This window comes from Aeromicrobium sp. REDSEA-S32_B7, assembly GCF_001626145.1.
GTDB lineage: Bacteria > Actinomycetota > Actinomycetes > Propionibacteriales > Nocardioidaceae > Aeromicrobium > Aeromicrobium erythreum.
Window position 1 is genome coordinate 1 of record NZ_LUNF01000089.1, and the last position, 14,037, is coordinate 14,037.

A 14,037-nucleotide genomic window follows, 5' to 3' on the forward strand; every position below is an offset into this window, starting at 1 on the left:
CCCGACGAACACCGTGGCGAGCACCGCCGCGACGACCCCCACCCGCAGTGCCAGGACGCGCGCCCGCTCGCGGATGTCGCCGACCGTCTTCAGGCCGACGAAGACGGCGCCGTGCACGAGGAACACGGTGAGGGTGACGAGACCGCCGAGCAGCGCGTACGGGTTCAGCAGGTCGACGACGGAGCCGACGAACTCCTTGTCGGCGTCGATCGGCACGCCGCGCACCAGGTTGGCCAGCGCCACGCCCCACAGCACCGCGGGCACCACCGACCCGATGAGGATGCCGACGTCGCAGCGACGCTTCCAGACCATCGCGGGACGCTTGCTGCGGTACTCCAGCGCGACGATGCGCAGGATGAGGGCGACGAGGATGACGAAGAGCGGCAGGTAGAAGCCGCTGAACAACGTGGCGTACCACTCCGGGAACGCCGCGAACGTGGCCCCGCCGGCGACGATGAGCCACACCTCGTTGCCGTCCCACACCGGGCCGATGGTGTTCAGCAGCACGCGGCGCTCCTTCTCGTCGCGGGCCAGCACGGCGGTGAGCATGCCGACGCCGAAGTCGAACCCCTCGAGCACGAGGTAGCCGATCCACAGCACGGCGATGAGCACGAACCAGACGGTGGTGAGCTCCATGACGGTCTCCTGGTGCAGGGGGTGGGGCGGGTCAGTAGGCGAACGCGAGCGGCGCGTCCGGGTCGTCGACGAGCTGGGGCGGGTCGGCGTCGGGCAGGCCCTTGCGGATGTAGGTGAGCAGGAGGCGGAACTCGACGACGGCGAGCGCCGCGTACAGCGCGGTGAAGCCGACGAGCGTCGTCAGGGCCTCCCCCGCGCTGACACCCGGCGACACCCCGGCCGAGGTCTCCATGAGCCCGAACACGACCCAGGGCTGGCGGCCCATCTCGGTGAAGATCCACCCGAACGAGCTCGCCGCGAGCGGGAGGAACGGCAGGGCGACGGCGGTGCGCAGCAGCCAGCGACCCTCCCACGTCGCGAGCGACGGCAGGCGCCGGCGTCGGGTCGCCCAGAGCAGCCACGCGCCACCGACCATGGCGAGTCCACCCGCGGTGATCATCGCGCGGAACGTCCAGTAGGTCACCGGGATGTTCGGCGCGTAGTCGCCGGGTCCGAACCGCTGCTCGTACTCCTCCTGGAGGGAGTCGATGCCGCGGACCTCGCCGTCCCAGGTGCCGGTGCCCAGGAACGACAGGAGCCGCGGGATCTTGACCTCGAACAGCGGCTCGCTGCCGTCGAGGGTGCCGACGGTCAGCAGGGAGAACGACGCGGGGGCCTCGTCCTCGTACAGCCCCTCGGCCGCCGCCATCTTCATCGGCTGCACCTCGGTCATGACCTTGCCCTGGAAGTCGCCGGAGACCATCGTGCCGGCGCCGGCGACGAGCAGCACGACGGCGCCGAGGCGCACGGCGGTCCGGAAGGCCTCGCGCTCCTCCTCGTCCTCGCGACGTGGACCGCGCAGCATCTGCCAGAGCCCGACGCCGGCGACCACGGCACCGCCGACCATGAAGCACGCGAAGATCGTGTGCGGGAAGGTGACGAGCACGACCTTGTTGGTCATGACCGCCCAGAAGTCCGTGAGCTCGGCCCGGCCGGACTCCTCGTCCATGCGGTAGCCCACCGGGTTCTGCATGAACGAGTTGGCGGCCAGGATGAAGTAGGCCGAGAGCACGGTGCCGATCGCCGCGAGCCAGATGCACGCCAGGTGGACGGCCGGCTTGAGCCGGTCCCAGCCGAAGATCCAGAGACCGAGGAAGGTCGACTCCAGGAAGAACGCCAGCAGGCCCTCGATGGCCAGCGGCGCCCCGAAGACGTCGCCGACGAACCGCGAGTAGTCGCTCCAGTTCATGCCGAACTGGAACTCCTGGACGATGCCCGTCGCGATGCCGAGCGCGAAGTTGATCAGGAAGAGCTTGCCGTAGAAGCGCGTGAGCCGGAGGTACTTCTCGTTCCCCGTGCGGTGCCACGCGGTCTGCAGCATGGCGACGAGGAAGACCAGCCCGATCGTGACCGGGACGAAGAAGAAGTGGTAGACGGTCGTGATGCCGAACTGCCACCGGGCGATGTCGAGCGCTTCCATGCGACGCCTCCGCTGCGTGAACTACTACGTCTCGTAGTAACTACTACCGAGCGTAGGACTCGCGGCGTCGTCCCGGCAAGCCAAACTCCTACATCGCGTAGTAGATTAGGTCACATGCCCCCGTCCTCCCGCTCCCTCGGCTCCCTCGAGCGCTCCGTCATGGACGTCCTCTGGCGTGCCACCAGCGCCTTGACCGTCCGCGAGGTGCAGGAGCAGCTCGAGGCCGGCGGGTCCGCCGACCTCGCCTACACGACCGTCATGACGGTGCTCGACCGGCTCGGCGCCAAGGAGATGGTGAGCCGCGAGCGCGACGGGCGGGCGTTCCGGTACACCGCGGCGCTCTCCCGCGAGGCCGCCACAGCCGAGCTCCTGAACGCCACGCTCGACAGCTCGGGCGACCGCACCGCCGCGCTCGTGCACTTCGCGCGCACGGTCGACCCGGCCGAGGCCGCGGCCCTGCGCGCGGCGCTGGAGGAGATCGAGGCACCGGGCACGCCATGACGCCCCTGCTGCTCGGCGCGATCGGCCTCGCGCTGGCCCTCCCGGTCCCCGCGCTGCTCTCGCGCGCGGCGTGGCCCCGGCTCGCCCCCGCCGCCGGCATCGTGCTCTGGCAGTCGCTCGCGCTCGCGGCCGTCCTCGCCATCTCCGGCGCCGCGCTGTCCACCGCGCTCTGGCTCGTGACCGACCCCGACCCCGCGCCGTGGCGGGTGGTGCTGCACGTCCTGATCATGGGGATCGGCGTCCTCGTCTGGGCGCGCTTCTGGTGGGCCGCCTGGCAGGTGTGGCGGGAGACCTCGCAGCGCCGTGCGCGGCACCGCGAGCTCGTCGACCTGCTGGGCGAGCCGCACGGCGCCCTGCCCGCCGTGCGCGTGCTGGCCGAGCAGACGCCGGTCGCCTACTGCATCCCTCGGCTGCGCGACCCGCGCGTCGTCATCTCCAGCGGCGCCGTGGCCTCGCTCGACGACGAGGCGCTGCGGGCGGTGCTCGAGCACGAGCGCTCGCACGTGCGCACGCGGCACGACCTCGTGCTCGAGGCCTTCGGCGTCCTGCACCGCGCCTTCCCCCGCGTCCTGCGCACCGATGCCCCGTTGCGCCAGAGCCAGGTGATGGTCGAGCTCATGGCCGACGACGCCGCACGCCGGGTCACGGGCGACCGTCCGCTCGCGCGGGCGATCGTCGCGCTCGCCGGTGGCTCCACGCCGGCCGGCGCGCTCGGGGCGGGCAGCGACGCGCTGGTGCGTGCCGACGGTCTTCGTGGCGGTGCCGTGGCTCTACCACGCCGTCGAGGTGCTGCTCACGCGCTGAGCTGCGCTCAGCGCCGAAACAGCCGACGCAGGAAGCCGCCGGTGGCCGGCTCCGGCTCCTCGGCAGACGCCGCCGGCGGCGCGGGCTCGTCGTCCTGCACGTCGACGACGTCGAGGTCGACGTGCACGCCCAGGAGCGAGCCGTCGGCGGCCAGGGTCCGCCAGACGCGGTAGACGCCGTCGCCCCAGCCCGCGGTCGACAGCACGACGTTCTCCCCCGCCGTCGCCCGGGGAAGCCGGACGTCGATGCCGTGGCGGTGGACGCCGTCGTCGGGGTAGTGCAGCAGCTCGATCCAGCCGTCGAAGACCTCGTCGTACCAGGTCGAGCGGTCCTCCGGCATGCCGCGCTCGACGCTCTCGGCGTCGGCGAACCCCACCACGCCCGCGTCGACGGGGACGTCGCGCGCGGCGGCCCGCTCCACGACGGCGGGCTCGCCCTCGGCCAGCACGAGCGACAGGTACGCCACCCGCACGTGCGAGCCGTCCTGCGCGTCGGAGACGTCGGCCAGGGTCATCGCCACGGGGTGGTCGCCCCCGGGCACGTCGACCAGCACGCCCTCCCCCAGGTTCACGAGGGAGTCGCTCACCTCGAGCCGCCCGCTCGGGAGCCGCAGCACCCCGAGCCGCTCCACGGTCAGGGTCCGAGGGCCGTCGTCGGTCTCGACGACGCCGGTGCGCAGGGCGTGGAAGTGCTGCAGGTCCATGGCGTCCAGCCTGCCAGGCGCCGGGGGCGCCCCGCCACGCTCAGGTGAGCGGGGCCAGCGCGGCGCGCACGACGTCGGGCACCGGGGTGACCGTGCGGTCGGCGCCCGAGACGTACACGTGCACGAACCGCCCGACCGCTGCCGGCTCGTCGGACTCGCCCTGGAACAGGCCGATCTCGTACACGACGCTCGACGTGCCGAGCCGCGTCACGCGCAGGCCGGCCTCGACGTCGGCGGGGAAGCGCAGCTCGCGCAGGAAGCGGCAGCCGGTCTCCGCGACGACGCCGTAGGCGTCGAGCGTGCGGGGGTCGACGCCGTCCAGCTCGTGGGCCCGCTCGATGAGGTAGCCGTTCACCGCGGTGTCGAAGTAGGAGTAGTAGACGACGTTGTTGACGTGCCCGTAGACGTCCTCGTCCGCCCACCGCGTCGTGATGCGGCGCAGCACCGGGAAGTCGGCGCGTCGGGGCTCGGTCCGCTCCGGCCCGCTCACGCGGTCTCCTCCTCGCGCAGCCGCTGGCTGATGACGGTGGTGACACCGTCGCCCCGCATCGAGACGCCGTAGAGCGCGTCGCCGACCTCCATCGTCCGCTTCTGGTGGGTGATGACGATGAGCTGGGAGTTGGCGCGCAGCTCCTCGTAGATCTCGAGCAGGCGGCCCAGGTTGGTGTCGTCGAGCGCGGCCTCGACCTCGTCGAGGATGTAGAACGGGCTCGGGCGGGCCTTGAACAGGGCCACCAGGAACGCGACGGCGACGAGCGAGCGCTCACCGCCGGACAGCAGCGACAGCCGCTTGACCTTCTTGCCTGGCGGCCGTGCCTCGACGTCGATGCCGGTGGTCAGCATGTCGTCGGGGTCGGTGAGCAGGAGACGACCCTCGCCGCCCGGGAACAGGCGCGAGAACACGTCCTCGAACGCCGCCGACACGTCGACCCAGGCCTCGCTGAACACCTGCTGCACGCGCTCGTCGACGTCGGCGACGATGTCGAGCAGGTCCTGCCGGGTCCGCTTGAGGTCGTCGAGCTGCTCGGACAGGAACTGGTGGCGCTCCTCGAGTGCCGAGAACTCCTCCAGCGCGAGCGGGTTGACCTTGCCGAGCATGGCCATGGCCCGCTCCGCGGCCCGCAGCCGCTTCGTCTGCTCGGTCCGGTCGTACGGCCGGCCCTGCAGCGCCTCGTCGGTCTCTGCGGTGTCGTCGCTGGACTCGCCCTGCACCTCCTCGGAGGTCGGGGGCACGGGCTGGTCCGGACCGTACTCCGCGACGAGCGCCTCGACCTCGATGCCGAGCTCCTCGAGGGCGCGCGCCTCCAGCGCCTCGAGCCGCAGCCGCTGCTCGGCCCGCGCCATCTCGTCGCGGTGCACCGACGTCGTGAGTCCCTGCAGCTCCTCGGACAGGCTGCGCAGCCGGGCGCGGACGTCGCGGAGCTCGCTCTCGCGACCCGTGCGCGACTGCTCGATCCTCGAGCGCAGCGCCGCTGCCTCCGCGAGCGTCGTCTCGAGCCGGGCCAGCGCGACGTCGCCGACCGCGAGCACCGCCCGCGCCGTCTCGGCCTCGCGCAGCTGCTGCTCCCGGCGCAGCCGGGCCTGGATGCGTGCCTCGCGCTCCGCCGCGGCCGAGGCCACGAGCGCGGTCGCCTGGCCCTCGAGCGCCCGGGCCCGCTCCTCGTTGGTGCGCAGGGCGAGCCGCGCGTCGGTCTCGGCCCGGCGGGCCGTCGACGCCCGCTCGGCCAGCGTCTCGAGCGCCGACGTGTCGGGCTCCTCGTCGGGTGCCTCCTCGGCCTGCGCCAGCCGCACCTCCAGGTCGGCCAGGCCGCCGAGGTCGCGCTCGTGGGCCTCCTGGGCGGCGGCGATCGCGGCCGTGAGCCGCTCCGCCTCGCCCTTCGCCGCGCGGGCCGTGGACCCGAGCTGGCCGAGCGACTCCGCGACCGCCGACATCTCGGCGTCGGACTCGTGCAGACGCTCCAGCGCCGCGTCGACCCGCTCCTGTGCCGCGATCCGCTCCTGCGCCACGCGCTGGCCGTCGAAGCGCAGCGTCTCGAGCGCGCGCTCGGCCGCCTCGAGCTCCTCACGGGCCTGGTCGATCGCCGCCTGCACCTCGAGCAGGCTCTGCTGCGAGCTCGACCCGCCCGAGGCGAAGTGAGCCCCCAGCACGTCGCCCTCGCGGGTCACGGCGGTCACGTCGGACGCCTGGGCGACCAGGGCACGTGCCGCGGCGAGGTCGTCGACCACGGCCACCTTGAAGAGCAGCCGGCGCAGCGCCGCGACGAGCGTGGCGGGCGGCTCGACCACGTCGACCGCGTAGGTCGCGCCCTCGGGCAGACCGGGCCAGTCGCGGTCGTCGACGTCGGCCTCGCCGCCGAGCAGCAGACCGGCGCGGCCGAGGTCCTCGGACTTCAGCAGCTCCATCGCGGTGACGGCGGTGTCGACGTGGTCGACGGCCACCGCGTCGGCGGCGGACCCGAGGGCCGAGGCGATGGCCGCCTCGAAGCCGGGACGCACGGTGAGCAGGGCCGCGACGGATCCCAGCAGGCCGCTGATCTCGTCGGACGCGGCGAGCAGCGCGCCGGCGCCGTCCTTGCGTGCGAGGCCCGTCTCCAGCGCCTCGACACGCGCCGCGAGCGCCGCCTGCCGGCGGGACGCGTCCTGCTCGGCGACCTGCAGCTCCCGGGCGCGGCCCTCGACGTCGGCCAGCACCGCCTCGGCGGCCTCCAGCTCCTCGTCGAGCCCGGACTCTCCCTGGCTCAGGCCGGCGATCTCGCCCTCGCGGGCCGCGAACGCCTTCTGCGCCTCGTCGGCACGGCGCAGCGCCTCGTCGCGGGCGGCACCGAGCCGCTCGACCTCGGCGTCGGCGGCCTCGGCGCGGCTCTTGAGCGCGTTGACCTGGCCACGCAGGCGCGCCAGCCCCTCCCGACGGTCGGCAGCCGCACGCAGCAGACCGGCGACGCGACGCTCCTCCTCGCCGTAGGTGGCCTCGGCCTCGGTGCGCTCCGCGACGACCGCCTCGAGGGCGGCGCGCGCCTCCTCCACCGAGGTCGTCATGGCGCGGTGCTGCTCCTCGACGCGACGCGCCTCGGCCTCCAGCTCCTCGGGGTCGCGGCCGGTCGGCCGGTCGTCGGACTCCACGGCCGCCAGCCGCACCCGCTCGGTGGCGAGGCCGGAGGTGCCGCGCAGCCGCTCCCGCAGGCCCGACAGCGCGTACCAGGTCTCCTGGGCGGCCGACAGTGCCGGCGAGTCCTCGCGCAGCCGGTCCTCGAGCTCGGTCTCCTGCTGGCGCGCGGCGGCCACGGCGTGCTCGACGGCGGCCCGGCGCTCCTTCAGCGCCGCCTCGTCGGCCATCTCCTCGGCGATCGTCGTGCGGGCCGTGACGATGTCGTCGGCGAGCAGCCGGGCGCGGGCGTCGCGCACGTCGGCCTGGATGGTGACCGCGCGGCGGGCCACCTCGGCCTGGCGGCCGAGCGGCTTGAGCTGACGGCGCAGCTCGGTCAGCACGTCCTGCAGCCGCGTGAGGTTGCCCTGCGTCGCGTCGAGCTTGCGCAGCGCCTTCTCCTTGCGCTTGCGGTGCTTGAGGACGCCGGCCGCCTCCTCGACGAAGCCGCGCCGGTCCTCGGGCGTCGCGCGCAGCACGGAGTCGAGCTGGCCCTGGCCCACGATCACGTGCATCTCGCGGCCGATGCCGGAGTCGCTCAGCAGCTCCTGCACGTCGAGCAGACGGCAGCTGGTGCCGTTGATCGCGTACTCCGAGCCGCCGTTGCGGAACATCGTGCGCGAGATCGTGACCTCGCTGTACTCGATGGGCAGGGCGCCGTCGGTGTTGTCGATGGTCAGGACGACCTCGGCCCGACCCAGCGGCGGGCGTCCCGACGTGCCCGCGAAGATGACGTCCTCCATCTTGCCGCCGCGCAGCGACTTCGCGCCCTGCTCGCCCATGACCCAGGCGAGGGCGTCGACGACGTTGGACTTGCCGGAGCCGTTCGGCCCGACGACGCACGTGATGCCGGGCTCCAGCTCGAGCGTGGTGCTGGACGCGAACGACTTGAAGCCGCGCAGCGTGAGGCTCTTCAGGTACACGCGATCACCCTAGTGCGTCGGCGCGGCACGACCGCCGACGCGCGGCGGCGTCCCCTCCCGGGGACTCAGTGCGAGAGCGGCTCGAGCAGGTCGCCGGCGGTGACCTCGTCGACACGCTCGGCGAGGGTGCGCAGCAGACCGTCGTTCTCGACGTTGAGGCGCAGCACCTCGGCCTCGAGGTCAGCGACCCGACGTCGGAGTCGGGCGGTCTCGTGCAGCTGGTCGACGGTGGGTCCACCGACGAATCCGACGAGGGCCTTGGCCATGGGTGTTCCTCCGCAGGAGATCGCGGCTCCGGCGCGGGTGCCGGGCGGCGGGACGGTTGTACAGCGGCGGCTGCGTCTCAGAGTGTCCCACCGTCCCCCGACCCGGGTCAAACACGCCAGGACGGGCGACGGCCTAGGCTGCCGGACGTGGACGCGTCCCTCTTCCGACCGGTCTCCGAGCCCTGGACGCCGGTCTCCCCCGCCCTCGCCACGCGACGTCGCCTCGTGCTCGCCGCACCGAGCGGAACCGCCGGTCGTGGGGCTGGGCGGAGTCGCAGGACGACCTGCTCGTGACGTCGGGGGTCATGTTCCGCCGGCTCGTCGTGGTGCCCTACGGACGCGTGCAGTTCGTCGACGTCGAGGCCGGTCCCGTCGAGCGCCGCCTCGGCATCACCCGCGTGACCCTGCACACCGCGAGCACCGAGACCGCCGCCCAGGTGCCGGGCGTCCCCGCCGACGAGGCCCGACGCCTGCGCGACCGGCTCACCGACCTCGGGCGGGCGCACGATGCCGGGGTCTGAGCCGGGCGGAGCCCCCGCCGCCGCGGCCGAGCTGCGGGTCGGGCGCCGCACGCATCCGCTGACCGGTGTGGTCCAGGGCGGGCTGTGGGCGGGCGCGGCCGTCGTCGGCCTCGGCGCCTCGTTCCTCCAGGGCGACCGCTGGGAGGGTGTGCCCTGGTGGGTCGCGGTGCTGGCCGTCGTCGGGGGCGGGCTCGTGGTCGGCGAGCTCGCCGGACTCGTGTCGTGGTGGTTCACTCGCTTCGTCGTCGACGACGAGGAGCTGCGCATCGACAGCGGCGTCCTCACGCGGCGCTCGCGCCGGGCCGCGTTCGAGCGGATCCAGTCCGTCGACGTCGCGGAGCCGCTGCTCGCGCGGGTGGTCGGACTCGCCGAGGTGCGGGTCGACCTCGCCGGCGGCGACGAGTCGCGCCTCGTCGTGCGCCTCCTGCCGCTCGCCGAGGCGCGCGACGTGCGTCGTCTGCTGCTGCGGCGGGCGCACGGCGCGCAGGGCGACGGACCCGACGACGCCCTGCCCGACCACGACGGTGGTGAGCTCATCACGCGCGTGCCGCCGGAACGCACCCTGCTGGGCGCGCTGCTCAGCCTCGACCTGCTGGCGGCGGTGGCCGCGCTCGTCGCGATCCTGCTCGCCGCGCTCGGCTTCGGCGCACCGCTCGTCGTCCTCGGTGGCGTGCTGCCGGCGCTGTCCTGGGCGGCACAGGTCGTCGCACGGCGCGTGGTCGCCGAGTGGGGCTTCGTCCTCTGGCGCACGCCGCACGGGCTGCGGATCGAGCGCGGTCTGCTCTCGCTGACGGCCCAGACCATCCCGTACGCCCGGGTCCAGGGCGTGGCCGTCGTGGAGCCCGTCCTCTGGCGCCGACTGGGGTGGTGCCGGCTCGAGGTCGACGTGGCCGGACGGGCGGGCTCCGACGACGGCGACCTCGACACGACGCTGCTGCCGATCGCCGACCGCGCGCTCGCCGCAGCCCTCGTGGCCGAGCTCGTGCAGGACGCCGGCCCGGACGACGAGGTCGTCACCGTGCGCGCGAGCCGACGCTCCTGGCCGTTCGCACCGGTCGGCTGGCGGTTCCGCTCGTTGTCCCTCGGCCGGCGTCGCGCCAGCTCGACCACGGGGTGGCTGCACCGACGCACCAGTCACGCGCCGCACGCGAAGGTGCAGTCGTTCGCGCTGCGGCAGGGACCGCTCCAGCGACTGCGCGACCTCGCCACGGTCGAGCTGCACACGCCCGACGGACCGGTCGACGTCGACGTGCACCACGTCGATGCGGCACAGGCGCGCGGCGTCGTGCTGCGCGCCGTCGACGTGGCGCGGGACGAGCGTGCGCAGACGGCGACCGTGGGGTCAGCCTCCGCTGGACGCGTCCTCGGCGCCGGCGTCGACGGTGCCGACGAGGTCCCGTGAGCTGAGCCAGCCGTCAGGGAGGGCCACCGTGCGCGGGCTGCCCTGGCGGCCGCGCGGTGTGCCCAGCTCGGCCACGGGGTACGGCCCGTCGGGGTCGAGGTCGGCCAGCAGCGCGTCGAGCGCGGCGTAGGAGGAGACGCCCCCGAGCTCGCTGCGCACCCGCGACCCTGCGGGGAAGCCCTTGAGGTACCAGGCGACGTGCTTGCGGAACTCCACGCAGCCGCGCTCCTCGCCCAGCCAGTCGCCCAGCAGCTCGGCGTGGCGTCGCATCACGGAGGTGACCTCGCCGAGGGTCGGCAGCACGGGCCCCGACGCGTCGGGCGACGGGCCGAGCGCCGCGGCGAGGTCGCGGAAGAGCCACGGGCGACCCAGGCAGCCTCGGCCGACCACGACGCCGTCGCAGCCGGTGCTCTGCATCATGCGGACGGCGTCGCCGGCCTCCCACACGTCGCCGTTGCCGAGGACCGGGATCGAGACGGCGGCCTTCAGCTCGCCGATGGTCTCCCAGCGCGCGTGGCCGGAGTAGTGCTGGGCGGCGGTGCGCGCGTGCAGGGCGATCGCGGCGCAGCCGGCGTCCTCGGCGATGTGCCCCGCGTCGAGGTAGGTCAGGTGGTCCTCGTCGATGCCGAGGCGGGTCTTCATGGTCACCGGGACCCCGTACGGCTGCGCGGCGGCGACCGTCGACTCCAGGATGCGACCGAGCAGGTTGGCCTTCCACGGCAGCGCCGCGCCCCCGCCCTTGCGGGTGATCTTCGGCACCGGGCAGCCGAAGTTGAGGTCGACGTGCTCGACGCCGTGGTCGGCGCAGAGCACCTCGACCGCGCGGCCCATCACGTCGGGGTCGACGCCGTACAGCTGCACCGAGCGCACCGACTCGTTGTCGGCGAAGGTCAGCATCGACAGGCTCGTCGCGTCGCCCTCGACCAGACCGCGCGACGTGATCATCTCGCAGACGTACAACCCGGCGCCCTGCTCCGCGCACAGACGACGGAAGGCGACGTTGGTGACACCGGCCATCGGGGCGAGCACGACCGGCACCTCGACCTCGAGGTCGCCGAGACGCAGCGGGCGCGGGAGGAAGACGTCGCTCGAGCCCTGCGTGCCTGGCTCCGTGACGATCGTCGTCGCGGTCGTGGTGGTGGTCATCGCCCACCAGTGTCCCAGACGCACGCAGGGCCGGCGCCGACCGTCGTCGGACGCCGGCCCTGGTGCGCTCCCCACGACCGGCACGACCCGAGCGGGAGAGGCTCGGTCCGGCCTAGCCGGGCGACGTCCGGCCGGACGCATGGGAGAGACGTCCGGCGCCGCCTCGGCCGTGGCGCCGTGGAGAGGCTGCCCCGCACAGCACGGGGCCGCGTCCATCCTCGCCCGACCGGACGGTGCGACGGAACCTCGGCGCAGAAAGAACATTGAGGATCGAGAAAGAACATCGCGTCGGGTCCCTCGTCAGGGTGCCGGTCAGTCCTTCGGGCGCCACCGGACAGCCGACGCGGCATCGCCCGGCTGGAGGTCGACCGAGCGCAGCGAGGTCCCCCGTGGCAGCAGGTAGATGAAGCAGAGGTCGGCGCTGGCGCCGGCGAGGAAGCGCTTCGGCAGCGCCGACGACGGGCACGGCCGGAACCGCCCCACCAGCTCGCTCGCCGGGTAGACGACGTCGTCGTCCGCGTGCGCCAGCAGGGGCAGCGACGACCCGCCCAGGCCGGCGGGACCGTCGTTGCGCACCGTCGCATCGACGTAGTACGGCGTCGCGTCGCGGCTCCGCTCGTCGAGCGTGAAGAACCGGAAGTCCTTGATCGAGCCGCGCCGCACCTTCTCGACCGTGACGGTCACGGCGCTCGCCGCACCGTCGCCGAGGTCGATGACGACCGTGCCCTCGTCGCCGACGTCGAGCCTGCTGCCCGGGTCGGTCAGCGTGACGCCGTCCGGGACGTCGAAGCCCGACGGCGACGGTGCCGGCTCGGCCTGCGCCTCGCCGTCGGAGCGCGAGCACCCGGACACGACCAGCCCGACGGCCAGTGCGGCCAGCACCGGGACCCGCGCGACGTCCCGGAGGGACGTGCGACGGGAACGGGGTGCCGGGCGCAGGCTCACGCCCCGATTGTGTCCCGAGGGCGGTTCAGCAGCCGGGCAGACGCGCCGCGAGCCACTCGCGCACCTGCGTCAGGCCGACCCGCTCCTGCTGCATGGTGTCGCGGTCGCGGATCGTGACGGCCTGGTCGTCGAGGGTGTCGAAGTCGACCGTGATGCAGAACGGCGTGCCGATCTCGTCCTGGCGGCGGTACCGCTTGCCGATCGCGGCGGCGTCGTCGAACTCCACGTTCCAGAAGCCGCGCAGCTCCTGCGCCAGGCCCTTGGCCGTCGGCGACAGCTGCTCGTTGCGCGACAGCGGCAGCACGGCCGCCTTGGCCGGCGCGAGCCGCGGGTCGAGCCGCAGCACGGTGCGCTTGTCGACCCCGCCCTTGGTGTTGGGCGCCTCGTCCTCGGCGTAGGCGTCCACGAGGAAGGCCATCATCGAGCGGTTGACGCCGGCCGCGGGCTCGATGACGTACGGCGTGTACCGCTCGCCCGTGGCCTGGTCGAAGTAGGACAGATCCTTGCCCGAGTGCTTCGCGTGGGTGCTGAGGTCGTAGTCGGTGCGGTTGGCGATGCCCTCGAGCTCGCCCCACTCCGAGCCCTGGAACTGGAAGCGGTACTCGATGTCGACCGTGCGCTTGGAGTAGTGCGACAGCTTCTCCTGCGCGTGCTCGTAGAAGCGCAGGTTCTCGGGGGCGACGCCGAGGTCGGTGTACCAGGCCATCCGCGTGGCCAGCCACTCCTCGTGCCACTGCTCGTCGGTGCCCGGCGGGACGAAGAACTCCATCTCCATCTGCTCGAACTCGCGCGTGCGGAAGATGAAGTTGCCCGGCGTGATCTCGTTGCGGAAGCTCTTGCCGATCTGCGCGATGCCGAACGGCGGCTTCTTGCGCGACGTCGTCAGCACCTGCGCGAAGTTCACGAAGATGCCCTGCGCGGTCTCCGGACGGAGGTAGTGCAGGCCCTCCTCGCTGTCGACCGGACCCAGGTAGGTCTTCATGAGCCCGGAGAAGGCGCGGGGCTCGGTCCAGTGGCCGCGCTCGCCGGTGTCGGGGTCGGGGACCTCGTCCCAGCTCTCGGGCTCACGGCCGTGCTTGGCCTCGAACGCCTCCCACAGGTGGTCGGCGCGGTAGCGCTTGTGGGTCTTGGTCGACTCCACGAGGGGGTCGGTGAAGACGTCGACGTGGCCGGAGGCCTCCCAGACGGGGCGCGGCAGGATCACCGAGGAGTCGAGCCCGACGACGTCGTCGCGGCTCTGCACCATCGAGCGCCACCACTGACGCTTGATGTTCTCCTTCAGCTCGACGCCGAGCGGGCCGTAGTCCCAGGCCGAGCGCGTGCCGCCGTAGATCTCGCCGCACTGGTAGACGAACCCCCGTCGCTTGCACAGGGAGATGACGGTGTCGATCAGGCTGGTGGCCATGGTGGGGCGCTCCGTTTCCGGCTGGGTGTCGGCGGGTCGTGCGCACGTCCGTGGCCGTGCGCTCCCGATGGACGTCCAGCGTATCGATCGTGCGCGAGGCGTCCGACGGCGGTGCGACCCCCATGGTGGTGCCAGCGCGACGCGGGTGTGACGCGTCCGTCAGGCGAGGGATTTGACAACGGTT

The 14,037-nt window shown here is 73.3% G+C and carries 12 protein-coding genes and 1 pseudogene; 4 read left to right on the forward strand and 9 right to left on the reverse strand.

The window, feature by feature from the left end:
• Together cydB and A6Q79_RS06680 are read right to left on the reverse strand one after the other, a co-directional pair.
• Positions 1–636, reverse strand: a 636-nt coding sequence (gene cydB / locus A6Q79_RS06675; RefSeq protein WP_317697248.1) for a cytochrome d ubiquinol oxidase subunit II, incomplete at its 3' end; no start/stop codon positions are given.
• A gap of 31 nt (positions 637–667) precedes the next feature.
• A complete protein-coding gene (locus A6Q79_RS06680; protein ID WP_286690475.1) occupies positions 668–2,095 on the reverse strand; it encodes a cytochrome ubiquinol oxidase subunit I in 1,428 nt (475 codons plus the stop codon).
• Between the two features lie 114 nt (positions 2,096–2,209).
• Between A6Q79_RS06680 and A6Q79_RS06685 the strand changes: the two genes are divergently transcribed.
• Together A6Q79_RS06685 and A6Q79_RS06690 are read left to right on the forward strand one after the other, a co-directional pair.
• Positions 2,210–2,596 carry a BlaI/MecI/CopY family transcriptional regulator gene (locus A6Q79_RS06685; protein ID WP_067856566.1) on the forward strand — a complete coding sequence of 129 codons (387 nt, stop codon included), beginning with the start codon at positions 2,210–2,212 and terminating at the stop codon, positions 2,594–2,596.
• Positions 2,593–3,573 carry a M56 family metallopeptidase gene (locus tag A6Q79_RS06690; protein WP_317697255.1) on the forward strand — a complete coding sequence of 327 codons (981 nt, stop codon included), beginning with the start codon at positions 2,593–2,595 and terminating at the stop codon, positions 3,571–3,573. The genes A6Q79_RS06685 and A6Q79_RS06690 overlap by 4 nt, the downstream gene beginning before the upstream one ends.
• A gap of 14 nt (positions 3,574–3,587) precedes the next feature.
• Here the strand turns inward: A6Q79_RS06690 and A6Q79_RS06695 are convergent.
• The 4 genes and pseudogenes from A6Q79_RS06695 to A6Q79_RS06710 all read right to left on the reverse strand — a co-directional run.
• Positions 3,588–4,103: pseudogene (locus A6Q79_RS06695) on the reverse strand (DUF4241 domain-containing protein); the annotation flags it as partial.
• 40 nt (positions 4,104–4,143) lie between these two features.
• Complete coding sequence (locus A6Q79_RS06700; protein ID WP_286690478.1) at positions 4,144–4,593, reverse strand: thioesterase family protein; 450 nt, start codon at positions 4,591–4,593, stop codon at positions 4,144–4,146.
• A complete protein-coding gene (gene smc, locus A6Q79_RS06705; RefSeq protein WP_286690479.1) occupies positions 4,590–8,168 on the reverse strand; it encodes a chromosome segregation protein SMC in 3,579 nt (1,192 codons plus the stop codon). Before smc ends, A6Q79_RS06700 begins: the two co-directional genes overlap by 4 nt.
• A 65-nt stretch (positions 8,169–8,233) precedes the next feature.
• Positions 8,234–8,434, reverse strand: a complete 201-nt coding sequence (locus tag A6Q79_RS06710) for a hypothetical protein (protein ID WP_067856552.1) — start codon at positions 8,432–8,434, stop codon at positions 8,234–8,236.
• A gap of 290 nt (positions 8,435–8,724) precedes the next feature.
• Between A6Q79_RS06710 and A6Q79_RS06715 the strand changes: the two genes are divergently transcribed.
• A complete protein-coding gene (locus A6Q79_RS06715) occupies positions 8,725–8,955 on the forward strand; it encodes a PH domain-containing protein (RefSeq protein WP_317697260.1) in 231 nt (76 codons plus the stop codon).
• Positions 8,942–10,357, forward strand: a complete 1,416-nt coding sequence (locus tag A6Q79_RS06720) for a PH domain-containing protein (protein WP_317697264.1) — start codon at positions 8,942–8,944, stop codon at positions 10,355–10,357. The genes A6Q79_RS06715 and A6Q79_RS06720 overlap by 14 nt, the downstream gene beginning before the upstream one ends.
• Here A6Q79_RS06720 and dusB read toward each other — a convergent pair.
• The 3 genes from dusB to A6Q79_RS06735 all read right to left on the reverse strand — a co-directional run bounded on the left by dusB (position 10,298) and on the right by A6Q79_RS06735 (position 13,853).
• Positions 10,298–11,503 (reverse strand): tRNA dihydrouridine synthase DusB, encoded by a 1,206-nt coding sequence (gene dusB / locus A6Q79_RS06725; protein ID WP_317697267.1) that lies wholly within the window; start codon positions 11,501–11,503, stop codon positions 10,298–10,300. The genes A6Q79_RS06720 and dusB overlap by 60 nt on opposite strands.
• A 312-nt stretch (positions 11,504–11,815) precedes the next feature.
• Positions 11,816–12,448 (reverse strand): hypothetical protein, encoded by a 633-nt coding sequence (locus A6Q79_RS06730; protein WP_286690481.1) that lies wholly within the window; start codon positions 12,446–12,448, stop codon positions 11,816–11,818.
• A gap of 25 nt (positions 12,449–12,473) precedes the next feature.
• Positions 12,474–13,853, reverse strand: coding sequence for a glycine--tRNA ligase (locus A6Q79_RS06735; protein ID WP_067856543.1), 1,380 nt, complete (start codon positions 13,851–13,853; stop codon positions 12,474–12,476).
• Positions 13,854–14,037 lie beyond the last annotated feature (184 nt).